Genomic DNA, 24,863 nt, shown 5'->3' on the forward strand with positions numbered 1-24,863 from the left:
ACAGGGCCATGAAATCAGTGTTAGCAGTACGTGCCACCCTTCTTTCAGTTGCCATATCGATGACGCTTGCAGGCTGCGGCGGCAACAACAGCGATGAAATGAGCCAGGAGGACATCCAGTATCTCAGCCACCTGGACCAGTCGCGCTTTTTCCAGCGCCAGGGTGAACTCAAAGCCAGTACTCTGGAGGCGCGTAGTGCGATTGAGATGCAGCCGGACCGCATCGAGCCCTATCTCCTTATTGTCAATAATCTGCTCACTGCCGGTGATGCCCGCAACGCCGAACGGCAGCTTGACCAACTGCTAGCGGATGTTGGCGAGCAGTCCATTGATCAGCAAAATCTGAACGATGCAGCACTGATCAGGGCGGAATCCAGGCTGATGCAGCAACAATATGAGGAAGCATTGGCTGCCCTGGAGAGCTTGAATGATCCAGACCGTATCCAGCAACTTGAAGCCTCACTGATCAGGGGCGACATTCACCTTGCGGCCGGCCGTGCCGATAACGCGAGCGAGGCCTACTCCGATGCGCGTGATCTAGACTCCAGCGCAGCCCTTCCATTAATTGGCCTGGCCAAAGTTGCCTTCAGCGAAGGCAATACGGAACAGGGTAATGAGTTCGTCGCTCAGGCCGAAGAGCTCGACCCGGAACATGTGGATTTGTGGCTCCTCAAAGGCCGAATCGCCCATGCGGCCAAAGAGTGGGAAAAAGCTGAACTGGCCTACGTCAACGCACTGGAAACCATAGGTCAGTATGACATTATGACGTTCCAGAAATTTGAAACCATGTCTTCGCTTATCGATGTGCTTCGAGAGCAGGGTAAATCCTCAGAAGCGTTTGTTTACGAGGAAATTCTTGCCAAATCTGCACCTGGAACTATAAAAAGCAACCTGATAGCCGCACAGGAGGCATTCAACAACGGCGAACTGAGTAATGCCGCCCGTTATCTCGAAGAAGTATTGGCCCAGGCTCCGGGTCAGGAACAGGCGGCACTGATGCTCGGCATCATTCGCTTTCGCCAGGGCCGGTCAGAGGAAGCTGAATCCCTGCTGGCCCCAGTTGCCGATATGGGTAACTCCGATCAGGCGAGAAAACTGCTTGCCGCTACCCGCCTTCAGATGCGCAATCCCGAAGGCGCACGAGAAATTCTTGCCAATCTGGAAGATCAGGATTCTGACCCCGACACACTCGCGCTTGTGGGTATCGCCTCACTGATCAGCGGCGACACCGAAAGTGGCGAGCAGTTTATCGAAAAATCCCTGGATCTGGCCCCGGACAACAACAGCCTGCGACTGCGATACGCAACCTATCTAGTACGCACAAATCAGACTGAACGAGCCATAGAAGAGATAAACCGGGTACTGGGGAACGATCCGGACTCTGAGCAAGCCAGATTGTTGATCGTCCAGGCCCATGTATCCGCCGACAACAATGACGCAGCAATTACCGCCGCTTCCGATTGGGTAAATGAGCAACCCAAAAGTGTTGCCGCGCTGGTTACTCGTGGCAACGTCGCCGCCAACGCCGAAAAAATCGAAGAGGCCAAACAGTATTATCAAAGAGCTGTAGAAGCTGATAGTGATAACCCCACCGGACTTAATGCCCTTGGCAACCTCGCACGGTTACGAGATGAACCGGACCAGGCAGTAGACTATTATCGCCGCGCCATTGAACTATCACCTGACAACCGTCAGACACTCCAAGGTCTGACCGCTGTAATGAAGCGAGAAGAACTGACCGCCCTGATGGAACAGATCCGTGAACAACATCCGGATGCCTACGGCCCCAGATTGATTTTGCTGGAATCGGCTCTGATCGACAACGACACTCAGCGGGCCGATGATCTCACAGCCAGCCTGCTGGAGCGTGAAGACGAGTCCAGTCCAGCTCCGGCTGAATCGGCAGTTGCATCCGTGTATCACGGCATTGCTACCCAACTGGCCCAGCGAGAACGACTGAATCAGGCAGCCAGTGTTTTACGCAGAGGACGCGTACTATTTCCAGAGAATGAAGAAATCGGTATTCAAGCGGCTGCCATCCAGTTTGCTGAAGGCAACACCAAAGAGGCTCGCGACATCCTGAGAGACGTTAAACAACAACATCCCGAATCCGCTGCTCCCTTCCGCATAGAAGCTAGCTATTTCGAAAGGCAAGAAGAATACCAGCAAGCCGCTGAGCTCTATCAGCTTGCCCTCGAACTGGAGAAAAACGTCGCACTGGAAGTCGCTTATGCCCGTGCTCTGGCTCGGTCCGGACAACGCATCAAAGCTGCTGAATCCCTCGAGAACGCGAGTCAGGCCTTCCCCCAGAACCCTCAGATCTTGATGAATCTGGCCATGCTGCATCAGGAGAACGAGGCGCCGGATAAGGCGATACCTCCTTACGAAGAGCTGCTTGAGGTAACCCCCCGGAACGTGGTCGCGCTCAACAACCTGGCCTGGATCTACCATCAGCAAGGCGACGATCGTGCCATGGAACTTGCCAGACAAGCATTCGATCTGAATCCCAAAAGCGGCGCCATTGCCGACACTTACGGATGGATCCTGTTTAAGGCCGGACAAACGGAAGAAAGTCTGCCGGTACTTGAGAAAGCCCACGAACTACAACCGGATTCTGAGGAAATTGCCATGCACCTTGCAGAAGCCTATCGCGCCAACGGCCGCGACGCCGATGCAAAGCGGATATTGAAAAAGTTCGGGAACCAGGGTTAATTTCGGACAAGACATATAGAGAATAACTATCTGTGCACCATAGCGAAACGTTCCAAGAACCCGGTGGCAACTAACGGATTGCCCAACAATACTTACCAAGTAGAACCATTGACCTGAAAGAGCCTGCGGAGGCAACTTCCGCGGGCTTACACGGAAGGATAGGTTTATGTCGGTAAGTAAAGTTCTTGGCCTTGGAAGCGCCGTTGTACTGTTCAGTGGCTGTCAAAGCTGGCAGCTCAGAGACATCGAGAGACTCCCACCCACTGCGTCAATCCCCCAGCAAAGTGAACATGGGAAAGTGGATGTATGGTATTTCGACGGTATTAGCGGAGAAACTGTAAACTCCCTAACCAGTGCAGACGTCTATCCAGACGCACCTAATGAAATCAGTGAGCTTAACCAGTTGCAGCGGCTTGAAGACCGCGCGAACAACTATGGCACTCTGGTTCGAGGATTTATCGAGCCACCAGAGACTGGGGAATACACTTTCTATGTCAGCGGCGACGACGAGACAGCGTTCTGGTTATCGGAGTCACAAGGTGTCAATACGGCCGAACAGATTGCGACAACGGGCCGGGCCACCCGCATCGAAGACTACGACCGATACTCCTCACAAACCTCACCAATTCGCTACCTCAAAGCGGGCAATCGATACTATTTCGAAATACGCCATAAAGAAGGCCGATACGACGACCACTTCAGTGTGGCCTGGGAGGGCCCGGGAATCAGCCTCCAGGTCGTCAGCGGTCAATACCTTCACAGCTACGCGCAGCGCTCACCTACCACCGGCCAGGAAATGACCGCCGTAGATGCTTATGCAATGGGCTATCGTGTCGGTTTCTTTGACGCGGAGCAGGGGCTGGCATTTACTCCCGACTACCCTGCTCTGGATGAAGACGGGGACGGCCTGTACGACAACTGGGAAGTGCTTTACGGGCTTAACCCCGAAGACCCAGCCGACGCCAATTCAGACCGGGATAACGACCTTCTCAGCGCACTTGACGAGTTCTGGAGCGCAACCAATCCCAACGACGCGGATACCGACGGTGATGGCATCCCGGATGGCTACGAGTTCGCCTATGATCTGGACCCACGGAATCCGTCAGATGAGTCCGTTGACCTGGACGGTGACGGTTACAGCGTACTGGAAGAATATAAAGCGGGCACGGCCCCGAATGATCCCGAAGACAGCCCCACTCAGACACCAAAATACACTGCGGGCTTTGTGGGCCAGTATTTTTCCGGAACCGATTTCGATGAGTTGATTTACACTCGAAAAGAACAAGTTATCCAGAATAATTGGGGCAGTGATAGACCTTCACCGGATATGCCCAGCAACCGCTTCAGTATCCGCTGGCAGGGGTGGTTTGTGCCTCCCCATGACGGTGGAACCCGGAACTACCGGTTAACCACCCGAACCGATGACGGCGTGCGCCTGTTCGTCGACAGTCAAGCGGTTATTGATCAGTGGAAAAAACAATCTGCTACTGAGTATTCAGCCGAGATCAGCGTCGCAGCTGACGAACGAGTTGCAATCACAATGGAGTACTACGAGCTCCTTTACGATGCGACAGCAGTTTTTACGATATCGGACGTACAAAGCGGCGAACAACTCGATGCAGCATCGGTAGTTGAAAGCCTAGACCTGGATATCAGCGCGGACATCAGCTCACTGAACGATGGCATCGCCGATACCTACAAGCTGCGTTATGGACTTCCGTTGCTGCAGCCAAGCGCGAACCAGGTACTCAACAATGAGGGAATAGCTGTATTGGAGGCCTACCAGTTGGGCCTTCATCCCTTCACTCTGGAGACCGTACGCGACCCCGACGCACCTACAACTCAACCCGCCCCAACGTCACCTGAAGCCTCAATCGTGACCTTGAAATGGACCGCTCCTGGTACCCGCGTAGACGGCAGCGGTATCTCGCTTAGTGAAATCAGCTACTACAAAATCAAATATGGGCAGTCGCCGGACAATCTGCATCAAGAGGCTCGTGCGGAGTCCGACGATACCGAATATATCCTTGAGAACCTGACTGAAGGCAAGTGGTATTTTACAATTCAGGTGGTGGATACGGATGGATTGATCAGCCAGGCATCGGACACTGTTGAATTTCTGGTGCAATAACCAACGGATCTCGGAGTTGTCCAGTTATTTTACACATCTATCCGGCCGAAACTATATTTTCATTATATATCAACACTATATGAATTGGCCCGAAATATGCTTTCATGTAACTGAAACGTTACAACCATAGTGTACTGGAGTAGTAAACATGAAAGGATTTTCAAAAGGCGTAGTAGTAGCGGCAGCATTTGCCGTTTCTGGCCTTGCAAATGCAGCATATATCGGCACGGATAGCTCTGGCTCTTATTCAGGAATCTACAGTGTCCCCGGCGATAACAGTTATGCAACGGGGAGCACTGATCCAAAAGGTTACTTTGTCGATGGCACGCCAGAATACAGCGTAGGCGACTCCGCCCTAATGGGAAACAGTGTCGTTTACACCTCGAATGACAAGTTCAGGCTGACCTTCACCTTCATTGGCTATGAAGCCGGTTGGGAAAACGTGTTCTTGTACAACGGCGTCGAGATTTTTAACAACAGGAACAGAGGTACTGTCGGAAACACTTTCTCAACCATTGTAACCGGCACCACTGGTACTGCGCTGGATTTTGGGTTTGCGACCTACAAAAGATCCTCATCTATCCTGGAAAGTCAGGACAACAGCAACTCCAACGGCTCGACTTCATTCAACTTTGTTGTCAATGAACTAGGTACAGACTCTTTGATCCTTAGCCTTGATGACAACAACCAGGTCGACGACAACCACGATGACCTTTTGATCAAAGTTGAGGCTACTAAGGTGCCGGAGCCGGGCACCGTTGCCCTCCTCGGTCTAGGTATTGTCGGACTGGCTCTGCGTCGCCGAGCCAAGAAGTGAGGACATAATCGCTTTGAGCGTATTATGTTAGAATAGAAACCCTGCCATTCGGCGGGGTTTTTTTTATGTCATCGGAGCGACAGATCTCAGTGCTTGTTGAAATCATTTATACGCTTTCAGGCCGGGGACTAACCAAGGATGCTGACCTGCTCAAAGATTCGATCCAATCTCTGGGACATGAGGTATCCGTCAAAGCCCTTCCTCCCCAAAGCCTCCTGATTCGAAATCTTTCCGGGAAATGGGGGCGAGCGAAAAAGCGCTTTCCTTCCACACATGCTGTTGAACTTACGAACTCGCTCCAGAGAATGCTCAGGCGCTTATTCCGCGCCAGAACCCAGAACGTGGATCTTGTGATTCATCTTGAAAATATCCACCCCCACTACATAAACCCTCAATGCACCAACTGGCTGATTCCAAATCAGGAATGGTTCCGATCCGAACGCAGCCACTACCTCATTGATATCGACGCGGTACTCTGTAAAACCCAAGTAGCAGAACGCCGCTTCAGAAAGCTACATGGCAAAGTGGAATTCCTGGGATTTTCTACCCCTGGAGCCAGGCGAGCGTTAACCGCTCAATTGCATCTAAAACAGCCCGGAACCTATCTGCATGTGGCCGGCTCCAGTCTATCGAAAGGCACTTCTGTAGTCATAGGCGCCTGGGAAAGGCATCCAGAATGGCCAACTCTCATCATTGTTGCAAACAGTCCACTTGTTGAACGTGCATTGCCTGCCAATATTATTCTGAAGAAGAATCTGTCTAACGCAGAAATGAAAAAACTCTGGAGTTGCACGACAGTGGCTATCATCCCTTCAGAAGTGGAAGGATACGGTCAGGTGCTAGGAGAAGCGATGTCTGCGGGAGCGGTCGCAGTCACTACCAACGCCCCTCCGATGAATGAACTGGTCACGACCAGCCGAGGCTATCTTGTACCCTGGTCCGAAAACCACCCCTCGCGCCTTGGAACACGTTACAAGGTAACTGTTGAAAACCTGGAGCTCTGTCTACAACAAGTTTTTGCGGAGTCTAGCGATACTATTAATGCGAAGGCATTGGAGGCTCAGCAATGGACCATCGACAACCATCAGGCATTTGAAAAGCGACTGGAGCAGCTTATCGCCTCTGTAGCGCCACAAACTGCTAGTCTTACTCAACAAACTGCCGATCAATCTGGTTGATAATCGGCGAAAAAACATCGCTTACGAAATCGACAACCGCTGCCTCGCCATCACACTCATTACAAGCTACTCCGAAAACAACCAGAGATGCGTCCGTGCGCAGGCTGAAAAAACTCACGATCTGGGCAAATTTTGCGCGCCACTGGTCAGTCTCCCAAAGGCCCGCAACATAATAACCATATGCCAGATGAATTCGAATACCAGATGAAAGGTTTCGCAGCGTCACTCCTTGCAAAGGAATATCTGAAGGAGACATCACCTTGAAGAATTCTTCAGGTACCCAGTCATTACGGTCGTAAATTCGATTCCAATACTGAACAAGTTCCGCCCTATGGCGCTGATGAGCATAACTGTACACACCCACAAACAATTTCTGTTCTGGCCCAGCCTCTTGGGAAAGGGCCTGACGATCAAACAGCGTCTGGGCGAACACCAAGTCTGGGTTTCGTATCTGTGGCCGCCATCCATTCAAACGGTTTCCGAACAACGGCGCGTAATGCTCTCTATCAAGGCTGATATCGAATACATCCGGTGAGGGTTTAATTTGCCCCGCAGAAGACGGCGACAGGGTAACCAACAGTATTGGCAGAGCTGCGGTTACCAGTGCGCCGGCCCATATCCTACGGCCGCCCTGGGCCTCACTTGTAGTGGGCAACGACTCAACCATATCCGCCTGCTCACCTCTGGTTAGCTCAAGTCTCCGGCCGATCAGGAACAAGGGCACCAGTGTGGCTGCAAATACCCACCAGCCGAAGTTATCATGATTCTCAATCAGGCCAGTTTGCATGTTGGTTTCATAACCCATGTAGATAATCACGAACACGCGTATCCAGTTGGCCAACAATGCCAACACAACAGCAATAAGAAAGAACAGTATCCGGGAACGCAGGCGCCGGAAGTTCAGCTCACCATAAAGGGCCGCCAGCGACTGCCCTACCAGCAAATAGCGTAAGCCGGAACAACCATGAGCCACCTCAAAGGCCCCCACACCGATGAGATAGACAAATACACCCTCAACCTCGAACTCGATATCAAACAAACCTAGCAACAACTGATTGATCTCAACCGTAATCAGCTGAAGCGTCCAGGAGAGATAATCCCAAACCGGCACCGCAAAGAACAGCAAACCCACTGGAATAATAAACAGACGCACCTGCTTCCACCCCAGGAAAATTGCCAGGACGCCCAGTAAAAGCGGCACAATGGTTAATTCCTGCAGTGCCTGCACCCGTAGGATGTTACCGAGGCCATACGCCAACAACGCCAGTGCAAAAGGAATCAGCCATAACGGGTAAAAGCCAGGAATAGGTGATACCCGTTTCACCGTCCTTGCAACAAGGACAACGGAAACCAATAGAAGCAAAAGGCCGTGGGAGTATGATTCATCAAACTTGAACCAGCGGCTGACGATCCCCTCAACGGTGGACCAGATAAGCAGGGAAAGGGCGCCGAATACTACAAAGAATGGAAGTACTGTGTGAGCCAAGCTACGATCACGAATCCTTTCAATCGCCATATGTCTGCTTCCCTTACATGTAATCTAACCCCGGGTATTGTGCCTGCACATGACAGCTTTTGCCATGCATGGATCACAAGCCCATCCTGCGAGTGAACGCCCTCGCGATTAATGGGGGACTGGACGCCTGAATACGATACAGAGTTTTGAGCAAAGGGCTGCGAACTACTTGGAACGTAGCGAAATGCACAGGCTCCCCATGAAAACGCGATTTATAAAACTCCTTCTTACCGTTGCCAGCCAGCAGATCATACGCACTTGTTGTTTCGTGATTAAACGCAGCCTCAATGGCGAACCCCAGGTGGAGATATCCCAGCGACACTTTCACATCGAAATCTTCCTCATACCCAGCCTGGAGATTGTAGCGGCAGCCCCGAACCACCAGGTCGTACAATATAGAAACACAGCGCCCGTTATAGAGAATCACGCTCATAGCCGGCTCACCATCACATAGGTGAAGCCTCTCAAGGAGCAGGCGATGAAATCTGATAGCCTCCCTGTCGAATGCTGGCTTCCCCCAGCGCTTAATATGAAACGCATTAAGGCGCTCAAAAAAGTCGCCATCACGGCCTTGATCGTGGTTCACGAAAACAAGATCGCCCTTCTTCTGTAAGTACGCCCTTCGATTGTAGGCTTTCAGCCGCGTATTTTTCCCGAGCCCGCCTAACCAGTCACCAAAACAATCCGAAGTATCGATGCGAATTCCGGTATCGGTGGTACGGCGAACAATCCGGTAGGCCCTTCGATCGTCAAGGCCTCCGGCTTCCAGATTCTTCAACTGATCCAAGGGTGCATCGCTACAGATCAACTCATCCCATTCCAACTGTTCCAGCGCAGGCGCGAGCGCCGCTCTGACACGTTGCATAAATCCCCGGCGGGCAACGATTCCGCAATATTCCGTCCGAACGGTTGGCGCAAGCCGCCAAGCATTCCCAATCATATAGAGGCGGGCAACCCGAACACCAGCAGGCGTCACCAGAACTCGTCTGCAGAAAGGGCCAATGCCTACAAGCTCACCTTCTTCATCAAAAACACCAAGCAGCACCAGATCCATACCCAGAATCTGAGACCAGGTTTCCCACCAGCTATAAAGCCAGGGCCAGCTCATAAACAAAGGGTTGGCATCCGATGCCTCAAGGCACCGTTGCCATTCTTCCGCCATAGCGGCAAAGCCCGCCTCGGAAACCGGTTTGACAGTTAACATAGTGCACGCTCCAAATCCGACACACCCGGTACGGTTTTGGTATTGTAAAAATCACTGGCGGCCTGCAGGAACTCGCCATCGGAGTCACCAGCCATAATAAACCAGTCAGACAACTGGTCAGAGCGTTCCTTGTCGGGCTCATAAATGTAGAAACGTGGCCGGCCCATGAGCTGAACGAATCCTTCCGCCAGGAACGTTTTCGCCAACTCAGAATCCGAGGTAATAGAAACCACTTGGCTGGCATGTGGCCAGTGCCGGAGCGCCGCCTTCACAAGCGTTCGCTTAAGCGACTGGTTATGGGCCGGACCGCAGTAGTCCACAATACGCAGCGTGCCCCGGCTGAAACGTGTAATCAGTATTGCTACCAGTTTTTCATCCACCCACGCACAAACGAATCCATACCGGCCCAATGGATGACGCTGGTAACGCCAGTCAAGGTAGGCAAAACTTCTTTGAATAGCTCTTTGGTAGTCTGGAGCGCACCGCCTCCAAAGTGAATCAACCTGCTCTTTGTCAGGAAGGCTTGAACGCACGTGAATAGGCATTCCCACTGCATCCGGCGCAGCAGAAAACGCCAACCGGAACTTGTTCAGGCCCTGGAGAACGGTCAGCAACCAACTGCGAAGCCCTCTGCGCCGGCGCAACATCCTGTAGCTCCTTACCGAGTCATTGGGCACCCAACCAAGGTGACGGAGCACATCACTGGCCCGATCACTGATTCCAAAGGCCATGACCACAGGTGCCTGCTTATGCAGCTCGTGTTTGATGGCACTACCCAGCCCTTGCCCGCGCCAGTGCTCGGCAAGGTAGAAATCACAGCTCCACAAAACCCGTATATCTTCGCCACGGTCGGTGGCACGGACGGCCATCACACCATTGAACCCAACTACCCTGTCCTCGCCGTCAACCAGCACCACGGGCGTAAACGATAAATCAAAAGGATTGGACTCAAACTGCCATTGCCACAACTCCGCCTTGTAGGACACGTCCCTGAAGAGCCTGAGTACGCCCTCCCGGTATTTTGGCTGCCAGGGAACGCACCGGGGTAAACCATTTTCTGCGGTCATTTCCGAGGAACCATAACGCGATACAGCGCCTTCCAGACAGCCATATCCAGCGGCGCATTGCTAAACGCCTCGGCAATGGCAGCCATTGCCCTGCCATGCTCGCCGACGCGGGCCATGTACCTAGCCTTGCGGCAGTAGAACCGGGCTACCCCCCAACGCCGCTCTGCCGGAGTCAGAACATCATCATACTTGGCCAGAAATTTCCGGATGATCGTCTCATTCGCAGCGAACCGCCGATGCTTATCGGATGAGATCTGGTCCGCCATCACCCGGTACGAGGCAACGATGCCCGGAACATAACGGTAAGAGAACCGAGCAGAAAACCTCAGCCACAGCTCGTAGTCATCAGCAACCCCAACCGACGTATCGAAACCGCCCATTTCATCAAAACACCGTCGCCTTACCAGCGCCGTCGTAATGCTCACGCTGTTGTCCGCTAACAGGTACCGAGTTATCTGACCAGAATGGCGCTTCATATTGTCAGCGCTGATAACAACTCCCTGCTCATTGATCACAGCCTCATCGCCATGAACAATATCAACGTCTGGATTAGCTTGCAGAACAGCCAGCTGTTTCTCCAGTTTGTCTGGAGCCCAGATATCATCCGAATCGAGAAATGCTATAAAGTCGCCCTTAGCCTGTTCAAGCGCCAGATTCCGGGCCTGGCTCTGGCCCTGGTTTTGCTGGTAGAAATAACGAACTCGCCCGTCCTTAAGAAAGGGCTCCAACACGTTAGCGGTATCGTCTTCTGAACCATCGTCCACAATGAGGAGCTCAAGATCAGCGTAAGTCTGAGCCAGAACACTGGATGCGGCATCCGGTAGAAACCGGGCCCTGTTGTAGGTTGGCGTAACGACGCTAACAATAGCCATAACAAGCCCTCGATACTATACCCGCCATGGTCTACTTCAAAAGTACCGCAGCAAGGCTGCGCCAGGAAGCGCGACGCAAGGGGCTCAGCCTAAGTGCCTTGAGCATCTCAGCCAGCGCTTCCCTCCTCGATCCCTGGCTTGCCAGATAACGGGCCTTCCTATTATGGAAGGCAGCAAACCCCAAATCGAAATCCTGTTCCGACATCGCATTCGGGAATTCGCGCCTGAAGTCGGTAATGATCTGCCAGTTGGAATCAAAACGCCGGGTTTTATCAGAGGAAATCTGGTCGTCCATTACCCGATAGTACGCAAAGAAATCCGGTATATAGAGAAACCGGAACCGGGCTGAAAACCGGAGCCACAGGTCATAGTCATCAGCAACACGACGTTTACCACTCATTGCGCCAAGCTCGTCAAAACACCTCCGCCGCGCCATGGCCGTGTTCATACTCACGCAATTGTCGCGAATCATATATCTGGCTATATGGCCAGAATAGCGGCTCATATTGTTTCGGGTAACTTCCGTTCCAACCTCATCGATAACAACGATGTCCCCATAGATAACATCGTAATCCGGTTGCTGCCTGAAAAGCGCGACCTGTTTTTCGAGCTTTTCAGCAGGCCAGTAGTTGTCAGAGTCCAGAAAACATATAAAGTCACCCTTCGCCTCTGAGAGAGCATGATTACGGGCGACACTCTGCCCCTGGTTCTCCTGGTGGAAATAGCGAACCCGGGAGTCCGTCAATACTGGCTCCAACAGATCCCTGGTACTGTCGGTTGAGCCGTCGTCAACAATCAGCAATTCGAAATTGGTGTAGCTCTGGGCAAGTACACTATTAACCGCCTGCTCTATAAAGTCAGCCCTGTTATAGGTTGGGGTAACAATACTTACCAGAGGGTTAGCAGGCGAATTCATGTTGTTCTCCTGAAGCAGTGCATGCTCCCTGTTCTTTTAACCAGGCCTGAAACATCAAAATACCCCACAATTCAAAACTGTAGTCTTCACGTCCCGAAAGGTGTTCACTCCATACCTGCCGAACCATGCCTGTTTTCCAATATCCCTGCTCTCTCAGCTTCACAGGGTCCAGCAGGTCCTCGGCCCACTCCCGCAATGCCCCTCTCAGCCAAGCCGCGACAGGAACCGCAAATCCCTGTTTAGGCCGCTCGATCAGGCTTTTGGGGACATGGCGATAAAGCACGGACCTAAGAACCTGTTTACCAATATTTCCCTGCATATTGACCGCCGCGGGCAGCCCCATGGCAAACGACACCACTCTATGGTCGAGCATCGGAATACGGGTTTCCAGACTACAGGCCATTGCAGCGCGGTCCACTTTGGTGAGGATGTCGTCTGGCAGATACCAGTTCAGGTCCCGCCACATAAGCGTTTTAAGGCTATCATCGGCCACCTCTTCAGGTAACTGACCGGTCAGCCCATAATCGCCCTCACCTGGCTCTACCAACGCCATGGATGGATCAGGCCATAGGGAGACAGACTGGCGGTAGAACTCTGACAGGTTCTGTGAAGAAGCCACGGCACGGGCCCGTGCCAGACGTAACCGGAGTGCATCTGCACTGCGCCCCTTCTGAGAGGGAGCCATTGTACTTATTGCCTTAACCGCCAATCCGGGCGGCAACAGGCCGGCAAGCCACTTCAACCGTGAACCAAGCGAACCCCGCTTTTGCCATCCGCGTAACATACCGGGATAGCGTGTGTACCCACAAAACAACTCATCCCCACCATCGCCGGATAGTGCCACCGTCACCTTCTTGCGGGTCATTTCGCTGACCAAAAACGTAGGGATCTGGGAGGAGTCTGCAAAGGGCTCGTCGTACATTTTCCCGAGCATCGGAATCACCTTCAGGGCGTCCTGCTCGGTCACATACAGCTCTGTATGGTCCGTGCCCAAATGCCGGGCCACCGCCGCCGCATGTTCCGCTTCATTAAAGCCTTCTTCGTTAAAGCCTATGCTGAAGGTCTTTACCGGAGTTGTAGCCTGCTTCTGCATCAAGGCAACGACGGTGGAGGAGTCCACCCCACCGGAGAGAAAAGCCCCCAGCGGTACATCAGACACCATTTGCTTACCGATCACCTCAGTGAGTAACTCTTCGAGATCGTTGGCGGCAGTCTCGACTGTCCAGTCCTGCGACTCATCAAACTGATCCTCCAGGCGCCAATACCGGGTGGGCTCCGGCAATCGCCCCGATTCAATGCGAGTAAGGTCAATGGTTACAAGCGAAGAAGGCGGCAGTTTAAAAATACCGGAGTAGATCGTGTGAGGAGCTGGAATAAGGTTATGGCGTACCAACAACGGCAAGGCACTGCGATTTATCTCGCCTTGCCAAGAAGGATGGCATGTAAGGGCTTTGAGCTCAGAACCAAATAACAGAGTTCCACCCTGCCATCCATAATAAAGCGGCTTTTCCCCCATCCGGTCCCGGGCAAGATATAGCTTCCGTTCATCCCTGTCCGCAAGAGCGAAGGCAAACATCCCATTGAAGCGAGTCAACGCCTGCTCAACGCCCCAGGTCTCGAATGCAGCAAGCATTACTTCGGTATCAGAATGACCGCGAAACCCGACACCGGCACCCTCAAGCTCAGCTTTCAGCTCCTGAAAATTATAAATTTCACCATTGAAGGAAATAACGTACCGACCGGTCACTGACACCATAGGCTGGGCGCCAAGTTCAGACAAATCGATGATGGAAAGGCGACGGTGCGAAAGCCCCAGCCTCAAGTCCCCATCAAACCACACACTACCGGCATCCGGGCCACGGTGTTGAATGGCCCGCCCCATGCTATGCAATATGGATTCACATTGTTCCTTGCTACCGGGTAATTCCGGCCCGGCAAATCCTGCAACCCCGCACATTCAGAAAACTCCCTTTCTCATACGCTTCGCCTAAAACGGGATGGCATAATTCGCATCAGTATGTCGCGTTCATCCTTCCCGAGCGACATCAACCAATACAACACGCCATACACCATTGCTGAAACCACAACCGCGAGAACAATATCCAGATACCCCGGAAATCCATATTCAATCCGCCACCACGCAAGACCAGAGCCCATTACGGCCACTGGAATAATGGCCGGAAGAACCACATGTCTCATGTACTGCGCCATAGTGACGTCCAGGTTGTTAGCAACAACCTTCAGAAAAATAGGCATAACGACAAATACCGGCAACACTGAACCCAGCGCTGCCCCGATAACTCCGTACTCAAATACCAACCAGATACTGAGCCCCAGATTAACCAACGCAGCCGGCGGCGCAACCTTGGCAAATATTACATGTTTATTGATCGCAGTCAGGTAACGGCTGGCGAATGGATTAAGCATGGGAACCAAAGTGTAGGTCACCAGTAACACCATCACAGCGTCCACAAGCTCAGGATCGAACTCTCCTTCCATCCAGATTGCGATAAACGGCCCACCGATCAGACAAATGCCAACACCCATAGGAATAACCAGCGCCACAACAAGTTTGCTGACGATCATATAAATTGATTTGATCTTGCCTTGATGGCCTTTTGCACTGAGATCACTGAAAACTGGCAAGAAGGTATGGGTAAGAGTCATGGTGATCGTGGAAATATAGCCAACCAAAGTAGCTGGTATGGTGTAGACCGGCAATGCAGCCGGCCCGAGTATGGCTCCTATTACTAGCTTGTCTGATAGACGTTCAACTTTGGAGGCGGCCCCTTGAATAAATGATTTGAAGCCGAAAGACAGCATCTCACGCAGTTTCTCACGGGAGAAGTATCGTATGTTCGGGTATAGCGTACCTAACGCAGGTTTCAGCAAAACAGCACCAAAAATCAATAGTTTTACCACCTGTGATAACGCCCCCAGACCAACCAACAGTGCAAGCCCGTTCTCCGGTGTCATATAAATGTAACTAATAACGGCAATAGCAATAGTCGAAACGATATTGACCATATTCTTGAAATAATATCGCTGGAGCCCCTCCAGAACACTTCCCACAACCGTCTTTGGGAAGGCGAAGAATATCTGGGCACCCACAAACAGAAGAAAAAGTACGTATTTGGTGCTCGCGTCACTATCATCCGGGCTTAACCACTCCGGATATACCATCGCCCATACCCAGAAAAACGTTGCCAGTAACAAGCCCACCATACCCAGAAATGCCAGGGCACATGCGTAAACCGTTAACAACTCATCTCTGCTTTTCTGAGCGTTATGCATGGATACAAACCGACTGACGGTCGGCCGCATACCAAGATCGAGCATCCCCATGTAGCCCACAAGCGCCAGAATCATTTCCCGGAGCCCGTAGTCGTAATGCCCCATCAGCTTCAGATAAATAGGGGCCATAATGAAAGTCACCACCATACTGACGATCAGTTGGGCCATGCTGGAGCTGGTATTTACAAGTATTCGTTTAAGCATTGATCAATGACTACCTAGGCACGGAAATCTAGACACTAGTGTCTGCGTTTTATCAAAAGGCCAAAAGACTTCCGCACGAGAGAAGTCAGTTTCAGTGCGTACCATACAAACCCCGGGCGCAAGTCCCCTTTTGCCCAAAGAGCATCAGCCACAACGCCATGTGTGTTTGGCCAGACACCCATTCGCCCCTTCTGTTTGAGGCGGGCGAGGAAGACCAGCGACAAGTCCATCCAGGTTGCCTGCCGCTGCGGCAGTGGTTCATAGAGACCTGGCAGCCCGACAGCCTGCAAGTAGGCGGCCAATTGCAGATTTACTCCCGCAGCCTCATTCACCGAATGGATGTTTTCCGGTCGAAAATTGGACTCAATATAAAACAATTCGCCAGTACCGGAGTGGCGCTTGAATTCAACACCCAGCACCCCTCCCACTCCAAAAGCCTGGAACGTCTTGGCTACCTGCTGGTCAAGTTCCGGATCCTTCAGGGTTTCACCAGTACCCATGCCGCCTTTGGTGTTATCTTCCAGTTTTCGACCGGTAACTGAGCATCTCACCTGTCCATTGTCGTCACAGGTAACCAATGCAAACAGCAGATTATCGATGCCACCGGGCACATATTCCTGCAACAGAATAGAGGCTTTCCCTGTTTCCAGAACCGGCTCCAGCGTTGCACGTAACTCCCCCTCGCTCTCTGCCACAACTATCTTTCCCCTGAACTCACCTTTTCTGGCGAGTTCCAGAGGTTTACAGATAACAGGAAAGGTCAATTCAGCCAGGCAGTCCAGCGCCTGAACGCTGTCAACCACCCTACTCTCTGGAACCCGGATACCGGCAGCGCTGGCAGTTTCAATCTGAATCTTTTTGTCATTGAAATAGCAGCACTTATCCGGCGCACTCACAACACGTGCAACCTCCGAAATGGACGGCCAGATCCTCGCCAGCAATCCGATGTCCAGATCCCCACCGGTAAATACAATCGGGCGGCAACCGGAATCGCTAGCAATCTGGCGAATAATACCGCTGATGTCCTCGTCACTTCCCTTCCGGCAATCAAAGACTTCCCTGGTATACCGACTGCTTCTGGCAATCACCGAAGGCTCACCCCGTGTGAGCACACAATAGACAGGAATACCACTCCCCCCCAACGCCCGAGCCTGAGCCAGAAGATTGACGTTGGCGCGGCCAAGAATCACCGCAGGAGCAACGGGGCCGGCCATAAACAATTCAACCGGAAAATGTGGCTCGATATTGGCAGCGCACAACCTTCGGCCGGCACCAATTCGCCCAGCAATCTGAAATCCTTGCTCTAACAGGCTCTGAGCAAGCGGCAGATTATTATCAACACGAACCAGCAGTCGAGTAGCCGTGTTCTGCGTAATATCCGGGGTAGCTGAGTCGTCCGCAGGGTACAGTTCCACATACCGATGAGGCTGCGCGGACTCAGGAAAGTCCTCGGGAGAAAGCTCTCTGTATTGACAGCCTCCACTGTATGGATCTATATCTTTCAGCTGGCTCAGCTCAGATACTCCCCCGGACAAAGTGCGCGCTAACAGCAAATGCGTCCGCCTCATTATGCGCGCTCTCCTGCCAGCATTTGGGTATATAGCTGCCACAGGCTTTCCGCAGGGCGTTTAATATGGAATTTTTCGACAGCGACCGGCTGGAACCGTACAAAATCGGATCTGCGGGACTCGCGCTCACTCAGCTCTGCAACCAACGCTTTCATTAATTCCCCGCTATCGCCAACAGGAACCGTTTGGGCCGGCGAGCCTTCGAGCACTTCCCGTAATCCGATGCACTGGCTACCCACTATCGGAACACCCGCTGCCAACACCTCCATGCCCAACAAGCCACAAGCCTCCCAACGAGACGGCATAACAACCACATCAACGCCTTTGATGGCCGCCGCCATATCATCCGTCTGCTCGCACTGGTGAAAATAGTCGGTTAACCCTTTATTCGTCAGATATTCATAATCTTCCCGAATAAAACCACCCCAACCAAAAGTCGCAACATGAGGCAATGGGACAACACTATGAGCTCTGTGTATCTCTTCAAGTGCGTCAACCAGCAAACGAAAGCCTTTCTGCCCCATGAACCGGCCAAAGAAACCCAGCAAAGGAGTTTGTTCTTCAAGACCGAGTTCCGCCTTTAACGCCCTTGGATTTCCATCACGAAAATACTCTGTGTCCACGCCATGAAGAATTCCATGTACCCGGCTACGTTCTATCGCCGGAAAGAACTCCAGCAAGTTACGGCCAGCATCTTCGGTAACTGTGTGAATCATTGTCATACGGCGAAACAGAAGAGACATAGCAAGGTGCTTTGCTCTTCCCTTCCAACCCGCAAACTGGGCAGGCAAGAAGACATCATGGGCTGTCATCAGATGAGGGATACGGTACCCGGTTCGGGCAAGCTCCGTTAAAAGACCGGCGGAAAACCCATGTGAATGCACAAGCTGAAAATCACCATCGGCAATAAGCTCACGAAGCTGCCTGGTGAATGCCAAATTGCCCTGACAGGCTGGAACAACCGTAATGCGGTTGTCAGGAATAAACTCGGCAAGAAAATCAGCAAGACTTCGACCAGGCGCGACAAGTGTGAAACTACACTCGCTAAAACAAGGCTGGCTGTAGATATAGCGAAAAAATGTGCGAATGCCCCCACCGGGCTGAAGAGCAGACATGAGAATGCGCATTGCTGAGTCCATCCTGGATTAAGCGACAACGTATGCCAAGACTCACATACCCGCTACGCGGGCAGAACTCCCAACAGACAGCGCATTATGAGGCAAGAGGGCCGGAATGTCATACACCTACGGCTATCGAGCTAAAAATGCGGTGACGCACTCTGACAAATAGGAGTTCAATCGCTTTTATGGGAGAATTCCCAGCGGAAACAGGGCCAAGTGACACCATCATTTTCAACTGAGCCAGGGACGATGAAATGAGCTGGATTCAAAACCTCTATAATAACCGAAACCAATTCAAACAGGCGATCATGGGGAAACGAGTTGTGTTTCATCATGTGCCTAAATGTGCCGGCACATCGGTCTCCCGGGCCCTACGCTTACGATATTTCTTATCGGAGGAATCCATAGCAGCACCGGGAACGGCCGCCGTGATGGAACGTCAACATGGCCCACTCGATTTTTCAAGCCTGGAGGATTTCAACCGCATACGCACCTTCCGAGTGGAACTGCTCCACTACCTTATGTGGAAAGACATCTACTTTATCGGCGGGCATGTGCCGTTCAATAATAATGCTTACGACCAATTCCGGGGCTATAAACTGATCACCGTACTGAGAGACCCGGTAGATCGATTCATCTCCGAGTATTTCTATAATTATCAGCGCGAGCACCAATCAAAGATCAATCAGGATTTCGGAGATTATCTGGATTCGCCTATGGGCCAGCGAAACGCTCTTAAATTCTGTGAATATTTCTGTGGTGATACCGAATTAACACTCGATGACCCGGCCAAGCTTATGGAAAAGGCCAAGGAGAACCTCAAGCACTTCTCTGTGATCGGCTTTACTGATGACATGGAGCGCTTTGAATCTGATGTAAGGCGGGAGCTCGGTATCAGGGTTTCTTTTGGCGTTCAGAACAAGCGCACTACCAGCGACGGGAAGGTTTCTGAAATTGTGACCCCGGAGTTACGAAAGAAAGTAGCGGAAATGTGCCGATTTGATCAGGAAGTTTATGATGCAGCCAGACCATAAGGAAATCCTGACGATCATTTCTGGCTAGATTAATCGGAACCTGGGGCCAACAAACTCCTTGCGTGGCAAATCCGGGTAACGGTTGCTCATTCGTCCGTAATGTAAATTCTGATGAACGACACCCAAAGCTGACGCAGTCAATTGATGACGGTATATTGCCAAACGCCGCCATAACCATTCTCCGGGGCGATTCTCAACGCTTATCCGGCGTATCTGTTTGGTGCCTTGTTGCTGGTTACCACCTCGGAGCGTCGAGTACTGGTGAACAAATCCATTGTCTTTAGCCATTTTCATCATGGAATTGCAAAAATGCCCTTTAGGCCAGCACAAATGTGGAGGACAGACGCCTAATTGCGCTTCCAGGGTGTCTTTTGTGTGCCTCAAGTCCATCTCGAAATAATCCAATAGTTCCTTCACCCCAATCCCGCGCTTCCACCAGTCTCCATGCCCATGAGAATGACTGGCGAGGCTTACCAAGCCGGTGTCTCTCGCCGCCAACAACTCCGACCACCGCATCGAAACACTGTCTCCTGAATTTGTGCCCGCCAGTTTCATGGATTCTGTGTGGGAGAAGGGGTGCCAATCCGGGTCAGTTCCGAGACCCACCCTGGCCGCACCGTCCCCTGGCCAAGACGTAACAACAAAGAAAACACCTTGAGCGCTGAACTCTTCCAGTATTGGAAGCGCATATACCCAGTTGTCCAGCCATGCGTCATCAAATGTCAGGAGCACGGCAGGCTGGTGAATAGAGCACTCACCTCGCCTCCACTCTGCGAACTCGTCAAGTGACAATGTACGGATTCCCTTGTCACTCAGCATTTGCAGATGATCGCGGAATAATTCCGGAGTGACCGTATGCGGGCCAGTGAGCGGGGAAATATGATGGTACATCAACGCAGGTACCATTATGAGGATGCCTTACTGGTTGGGGGAAGACGCTCCTGGCGAAACCCCGGATGAACATGGGATCGACGAATCCCAAGAAAAGAAAGGGTTACTTTCTCGCCAACTGGCTTAAAACCGATTTTCAAATGAGCCTTTACCGACGCAGGCCTAGTATACCAAACCAGTGAGACACATCCGTTGAAGCCCCTACCCTTCATCATGCTGCACGCATATTCCACAAGAACAGACCCAAGATGCTTACCCCGATACCCTGGATCCACAAACAAAGTAGAAATTTCAAAAACCACATCCTGGCTGGGCAATAGCGGCCACAACATGCTCCCCCGCGCAACCTTACGACACCAGCAGCCCCCCACCACTTGGCCCGAATCACTCTCTACTGCAAGGATACAGGGAACTTCGGCCCTAAAACGTTCGCTTACCGAAGCAATCCGCCTCTCACGGGAAAGCCTTCCCGCCAGCTCATCCGGCAACGCCTCGGCAATAGCGTCAATATCACTTTCACTTGCCTCCCGCACCTCAATTCCGTCAGGTATACCTGTTTCGGTACAGGGCTCGAGCGATCGACGAAGCACAACCCAGGCGCGCCTGGAGAAAAGACGATTTTTGGCACGGTACAAAAATAGTTTAAGAGCTACCATTACGTTCACCGCCTTCAGTCAAAGCCTCAACGACACGCAACATTCCAACACTGTGAGATCCCTTCACCAACACACAGTCTCCCTTCCCGATCCATTTTCCGATATTACGAGCACACTCCGCAGAGTCTTTATAGAAACCGTCGGGTTCATAAAGGCGGCCAAACTCCTCACCGACTCCAAGCACAACGTCTGCCTTCGCTCTCGAGTAGTCAGCGATTTCTTTGTGGAGTTCGTGGGAACTAGGTCCAAGCTCCTTCATTTGCCCCAAAACAGCTACTTTTCGGCCAGTACATTGCTCCGATTGCAGAGTATCCAGTGCCAACTTCATGGAAAGAGGGTTCGCATTGAAGGTATCGTCTATGACTAGAAATCCATTCCCCTCGATTTTTTCGAGCCTGTGGGGCGCTGTTGCCGGGTTTTCTAGCAATAATTCCGCCTCACTGCGAGGCACTCCCAGCCAATCAGCCACCAGTCTCGCAGCGTTTACGCCGAAGGCTATACCTTTACCCTCTACCAGCTTTGAGGTCGACCGGGACAGCGGAGCCATATTTCTGGTCCACTCATTTTCCGCCCCCAAAAGCGCCAAGCCCTCTTGCTTACATGCGCGCACCAACTCTGACTTCTCCCTGGCGATATCATCAAGCGTAAGCATCCCTCGCTCGAGATGTGCATGACCGACCGTCGTCACGACAACGATATTGGGCTTAATTACCCGAGCCATTCGGCGCATTTCGCCTTTCCCGGAGATTCCACACTCAAGAAGAAGGATTTCAGGATAGGTGGCGCCAGGATTCAAAACTGTACAAATTGTCGTCGCTGTAAGCCTCGCCACCTCTCGCAATCCAGCAAAATCAGCCCCTACATAACGGTTTGAATTAAGTACAGTTAGAAAAACACCTACCGTACCGTTCATATTGTTAGTTGAATTGCTTCGAAACTCACCGATTAGCTGTTTTTCTGAAAGACCCATCAGTAGGCCGTAAATGACAGTTGTCGTGGTGGTTTTTCCGACAGAACCAGTAACGGCGACAATTCTGGGGCGGAACCTTAACATCACCATTTTGGCAAGAAACGCAAGGTAGCTTTCTAAAAGGCGACGGGTACGAATCACTTACATCCACTCCTTGAATAGTGGTTATTCTTACAGAGCGCCGATCACGGCCAGCCCCTGTATCGAATTCAGCATCGTATATAAATACCCATTTAATCGAGTGCGACCACAACCTCGGCCTGTTTAACGACGAATATTCTCAGCTAACGGGTATTTCGATTTCACCACCTGCTGAGGCAACTGAAGCTCACCTGACTTTTCAAGCTGGGAATGCCTTGAATATTCAATAGTTAACAATCGGCCAAATGCTATCGCCAAGCCACCAAACAAATACCAATAATATTGCGAAAGACCCCAATAATTAATGCTGTAGACAGCATACATCCAAAATACCGCTACCAGAGCCTTATTGAGTCTTGAGTAAAAGCTGTTGTGGTTCAACCCTAACTCTTGAAACAGTATCCGGTTTTTCTTAAACCTCTGATAGATAAAAAATAGAAAGCGAATAAACAATACTGCCCCGATGATACCGAGCTCAATTAGTAGCTCACCATAAAGGTTATGGCTAGCTTTGGTTGTCCCCCACTTGTGCCATTTTGCTTCTGAAGTCGTCCCTAAACCATGACCTACCACGGGCCTCGTCAGCCCTAACTTGAACTCACCAACCAAGCCACTCAAGCGCCCTTCAACAGAAGATCCCCCAGCAGTATTTTCCTGATCGACAAGAGAAAGATATCGATCTTTCTGAACAGGCGTCATGATACTAAACGCCATTGTAAGCACCAATATGCCTACAAGCACCAAGAACATCTTGTGTCGAGATTCTTTGAACACAAAGAATGCAACCACAAGCAGCGCCAGAAACGCACCTCGAGACATCGTCAATAACAGGGCGTAGAGCAACGCGGGCATAAGCATCAAATAAAGGGCCTTGCTTTTCCAAGCAAGGGGCCAGAGCAAATAATGTAGAAATGGAATCGCCGTGACGATTACGAAACCCAATTCATTAGGGTTAATAACGTCTGCGGGTGCACCCGCTAAGCGATCCGCAAAATCACCTTCACCCAGATGTGTTGAGCTTCCCCAATAACCCTCTGTAATATTTAGGTAAAGCGGCTCTATAACCCGAAATACTTGGCAAAAAACAAACACACCAAGAAACCACTTTAGCCTTCTATCTGTATCTATAATAAGGGCCGTAAAGAAGAGAAAGAGCAATGCCTTGACAAATGGGTCAAGATTACTTTTTATAACGCTTCCGGGCCATTCAACCACCGGCAAACTAAGAACGATATACCCGAGCAGTACCAGTATTGATTTAAAAATCGGGTCATCAAATCGCCCTTTAAATTTTTCCCGTTGTACGAATAGCAATATGGAGATGATGGCTGCCCCCATAAGTGTAGGGCGCAACATTCCATAACCCGGAATTCTGGATGAGAACCGCAGAAAAAAATCCAGCACAAAGTAAAGATAAATTACAAAACAGGCACTATTTACAGTTTGCTCACCAACGATCCCCTTAAGCGAAGTGGCTTCGCTTTCCTTGCGATGGAGCATTGATTGGGACATAACTATCTCACCGCCGTAAAAAGAACAGGCATACCTACCAAGATGCTAAACATTTTGCGCCTCACCCCGTACCCGGTGCCCGAGATATTCCACACCGGATACCGCCTTCAAAAACTGATACTCGTTATCGCCGCAAGCATGCCGTCTCATAGCATAACGCTTCTCTGTACCTCTGCTGTCCGGGAAAGCGGTCACCGCTCCCAAGTAGCCCGCCCGTTCCACCATGGGTAACAAAAAATCCTGAAAATCCGACGGCTGACCATTGGGATAACAGAAAGTTCTTGGTTTATCTCCCAGGTGTTCAATCAACTCATCTCGACATCCGTATATTTCATCCTGAGCCTGGGCCTCGGTCACCTGGCCCAGAGTAGGATGCGTTACCGTATGCCCTCCCACTTCAATACCTGCTGCCTCAACTTCTCGCAACTGATCCCAGCTAATTGGAGCGAATTCTTCAGGGATTGCTTCCGGTAACTCCAGACCAAACACGCCGGCGAGATCGGAAATGAACGCCTGTTTCTCGTCGTCAGGAATAGACAGCCCATACGCTATCAAGGTTTGCCAGCAAGTGTTATACAAGTTCTCGCATGATTGCAGTGTATGGAACATAACTGATCCAATCTTCGCATCAACAACTACCTCACGAGCATTTTTCAGCAACCAAGTCACTTTGTCTGGCCACAACCACAAACGGCCATCGACAAAGCCGGTAGTTGCATATAGCGTTGCAGGCACACCATGCTTACGAAGTATTGGGAAAGCGGCGTCGTAAAAGTCGCGGTAACCATCATCGACCGTAATCACCACCGCATGTTCAGGCATTTTGCCATTTTGGTTGGCGTACTGGATAAGCCCGGCCAATGTATATGGCTGATAATACTCACTAATATATTTGACCTGTCTTTCAAAAAACTCAAAATCACCGCCCCGGTTTGCGGTGGAATTTGGAAAACGGTGATACATCAGGATACGTGGCTGTTTGCGACACAACTGCCTTGCAAGTGCATAGCCGCCAAGTGGGGCAAGTTTACGAACAGCTTTGGACACTAGTGACATACAA

At 51.4% G+C, this 24,863-nt stretch carries 19 protein-coding genes; 5 read left to right on the plus strand and 14 right to left on the minus strand.

Going from position 1 to position 24,863, the window contains the following annotated elements:
* Positions 1 to 8 precede the first annotated feature (8 nt).
* From AC0B60_RS08770 to AC0B60_RS08785, 4 genes are all read left to right on the plus strand, one after another.
* Positions 9 to 2,711 carry a tetratricopeptide repeat protein gene (locus tag AC0B60_RS08770; protein WP_465085371.1) on the plus strand — a complete coding sequence of 901 codons (2,703 nt, stop codon included), beginning with the start codon at positions 9 to 11 and terminating at the stop codon, positions 2,709 to 2,711.
* 166 nt (positions 2,712 to 2,877) lie between these two features.
* Positions 2,878 to 4,842 (plus strand): PA14 domain-containing protein, encoded by a 1,965-nt coding sequence (locus AC0B60_RS08775; protein ID WP_465085373.1) that lies wholly within the window; start codon positions 2,878 to 2,880, stop codon positions 4,840 to 4,842.
* 148 nt (positions 4,843 to 4,990) lie between these two features.
* Positions 4,991 to 5,659, plus strand: a complete 669-nt coding sequence (locus AC0B60_RS08780) for a PEP-CTERM sorting domain-containing protein (protein WP_465085374.1) — start codon at positions 4,991 to 4,993, stop codon at positions 5,657 to 5,659.
* Positions 5,660 to 5,748: 89 nt separating this feature from the next.
* Positions 5,749 to 6,837, plus strand: coding sequence for a glycosyltransferase (locus AC0B60_RS08785; protein ID WP_465085375.1), 1,089 nt, complete (start codon positions 5,749 to 5,751; stop codon positions 6,835 to 6,837).
* On the opposite strand, the gene xrt is transcribed toward AC0B60_RS08785, so the two are convergent.
* The 9 genes from xrt to AC0B60_RS08830 all read right to left on the minus strand — a co-directional run bounded on the left by xrt (position 6,806) and on the right by AC0B60_RS08830 (position 18,605).
* Entirely contained in the window at positions 6,806 to 8,353 is a 1,548-nt protein-coding gene (xrt, locus tag AC0B60_RS08790) for an exosortase (RefSeq protein ID WP_465085376.1), read from the minus strand. The genes AC0B60_RS08785 and xrt overlap by 32 nt on opposite strands.
* A gap of 73 nt (positions 8,354 to 8,426) precedes the next feature.
* Entirely contained in the window at positions 8,427 to 9,557 is a 1,131-nt protein-coding gene (locus AC0B60_RS08795) for a GNAT family N-acetyltransferase (protein ID WP_465085378.1), read from the minus strand.
* Positions 9,551 to 10,624: a GNAT family N-acetyltransferase gene (locus AC0B60_RS08800; protein WP_465085379.1), complete on the minus strand. Its 1,074-nt coding sequence runs from the start codon at positions 10,622 to 10,624 to the stop codon at positions 9,551 to 9,553. The genes AC0B60_RS08795 and AC0B60_RS08800 overlap by 7 nt, the downstream gene beginning before the upstream one ends.
* A complete protein-coding gene (locus AC0B60_RS08805; protein ID WP_465085380.1) occupies positions 10,621 to 11,496 on the minus strand; it encodes a glycosyltransferase in 876 nt (291 codons plus the stop codon). The genes AC0B60_RS08800 and AC0B60_RS08805 overlap by 4 nt, the downstream gene beginning before the upstream one ends.
* A gap of 31 nt (positions 11,497 to 11,527) precedes the next feature.
* Positions 11,528 to 12,412 carry a glycosyltransferase family 2 protein gene (locus AC0B60_RS08810; protein ID WP_465085381.1) on the minus strand — a complete coding sequence of 295 codons (885 nt, stop codon included), beginning with the start codon at positions 12,410 to 12,412 and terminating at the stop codon, positions 11,528 to 11,530.
* Positions 12,396 to 14,369, minus strand: a complete 1,974-nt coding sequence (asnB, locus tag AC0B60_RS08815; protein ID WP_465085382.1) for an asparagine synthase (glutamine-hydrolyzing) — start codon at positions 14,367 to 14,369, stop codon at positions 12,396 to 12,398. The genes AC0B60_RS08810 and asnB overlap by 17 nt, the downstream gene beginning before the upstream one ends.
* A gap of 17 nt (positions 14,370 to 14,386) precedes the next feature.
* A complete protein-coding gene (locus AC0B60_RS08820) occupies positions 14,387 to 15,910 on the minus strand; it encodes an oligosaccharide flippase family protein (protein ID WP_465085383.1) in 1,524 nt (507 codons plus the stop codon).
* A gap of 35 nt (positions 15,911 to 15,945) precedes the next feature.
* Positions 15,946 to 17,325, minus strand: a complete 1,380-nt coding sequence (locus tag AC0B60_RS08825) for a hypothetical protein (RefSeq protein ID WP_465085384.1) — start codon at positions 17,323 to 17,325, stop codon at positions 15,946 to 15,948.
* Between the two features lie 152 nt (positions 17,326 to 17,477).
* A complete protein-coding gene (locus tag AC0B60_RS08830) occupies positions 17,478 to 18,605 on the minus strand; it encodes a glycosyltransferase family 4 protein (RefSeq protein ID WP_465085385.1) in 1,128 nt (375 codons plus the stop codon).
* Between the two features lie 248 nt (positions 18,606 to 18,853).
* Between AC0B60_RS08830 and AC0B60_RS08835 the strand changes: the two genes are divergently transcribed.
* Positions 18,854 to 19,633, plus strand: a complete 780-nt coding sequence (locus AC0B60_RS08835; RefSeq protein WP_465085387.1) for a sulfotransferase family 2 domain-containing protein — start codon at positions 18,854 to 18,856, stop codon at positions 19,631 to 19,633.
* 24 nt (positions 19,634 to 19,657) lie between these two features.
* Here AC0B60_RS08835 and AC0B60_RS08840 read toward each other — a convergent pair whose 3' ends face one another.
* The 5 genes from AC0B60_RS08840 to AC0B60_RS08860 all read right to left on the minus strand — a co-directional run bounded on the left by AC0B60_RS08840 (position 19,658) and on the right by AC0B60_RS08860 (position 24,859).
* A complete protein-coding gene (locus AC0B60_RS08840) occupies positions 19,658 to 20,524 on the minus strand; it encodes a polysaccharide deacetylase family protein (protein ID WP_465085388.1) in 867 nt (288 codons plus the stop codon).
* 14 nt (positions 20,525 to 20,538) lie between these two features.
* Positions 20,539 to 21,180 (minus strand): N-acetyltransferase family protein, encoded by a 642-nt coding sequence (locus AC0B60_RS08845; protein ID WP_465085389.1) that lies wholly within the window; start codon positions 21,178 to 21,180, stop codon positions 20,539 to 20,541.
* Positions 21,167 to 22,291 (minus strand): Mur ligase family protein, encoded by a 1,125-nt coding sequence (locus AC0B60_RS08850; protein WP_465085390.1) that lies wholly within the window; start codon positions 22,289 to 22,291, stop codon positions 21,167 to 21,169. Before AC0B60_RS08850 ends, AC0B60_RS08845 begins: the two co-directional genes overlap by 14 nt.
* Positions 22,292 to 22,414: 123 nt before the next feature.
* Positions 22,415 to 23,803, minus strand: a complete 1,389-nt coding sequence (locus AC0B60_RS08855) for an O-antigen ligase family protein (protein ID WP_465085391.1) — start codon at positions 23,801 to 23,803, stop codon at positions 22,415 to 22,417.
* A gap of 45 nt (positions 23,804 to 23,848) precedes the next feature.
* Positions 23,849 to 24,859 carry a polysaccharide deacetylase family protein gene (locus AC0B60_RS08860; protein ID WP_465085392.1) on the minus strand — a complete coding sequence of 337 codons (1,011 nt, stop codon included), beginning with the start codon at positions 24,857 to 24,859 and terminating at the stop codon, positions 23,849 to 23,851.
* Positions 24,860 to 24,863: the final 4 nt, after the last annotated feature.

Source organism: Marinobacter sp. V34 (assembly GCF_055524115.1).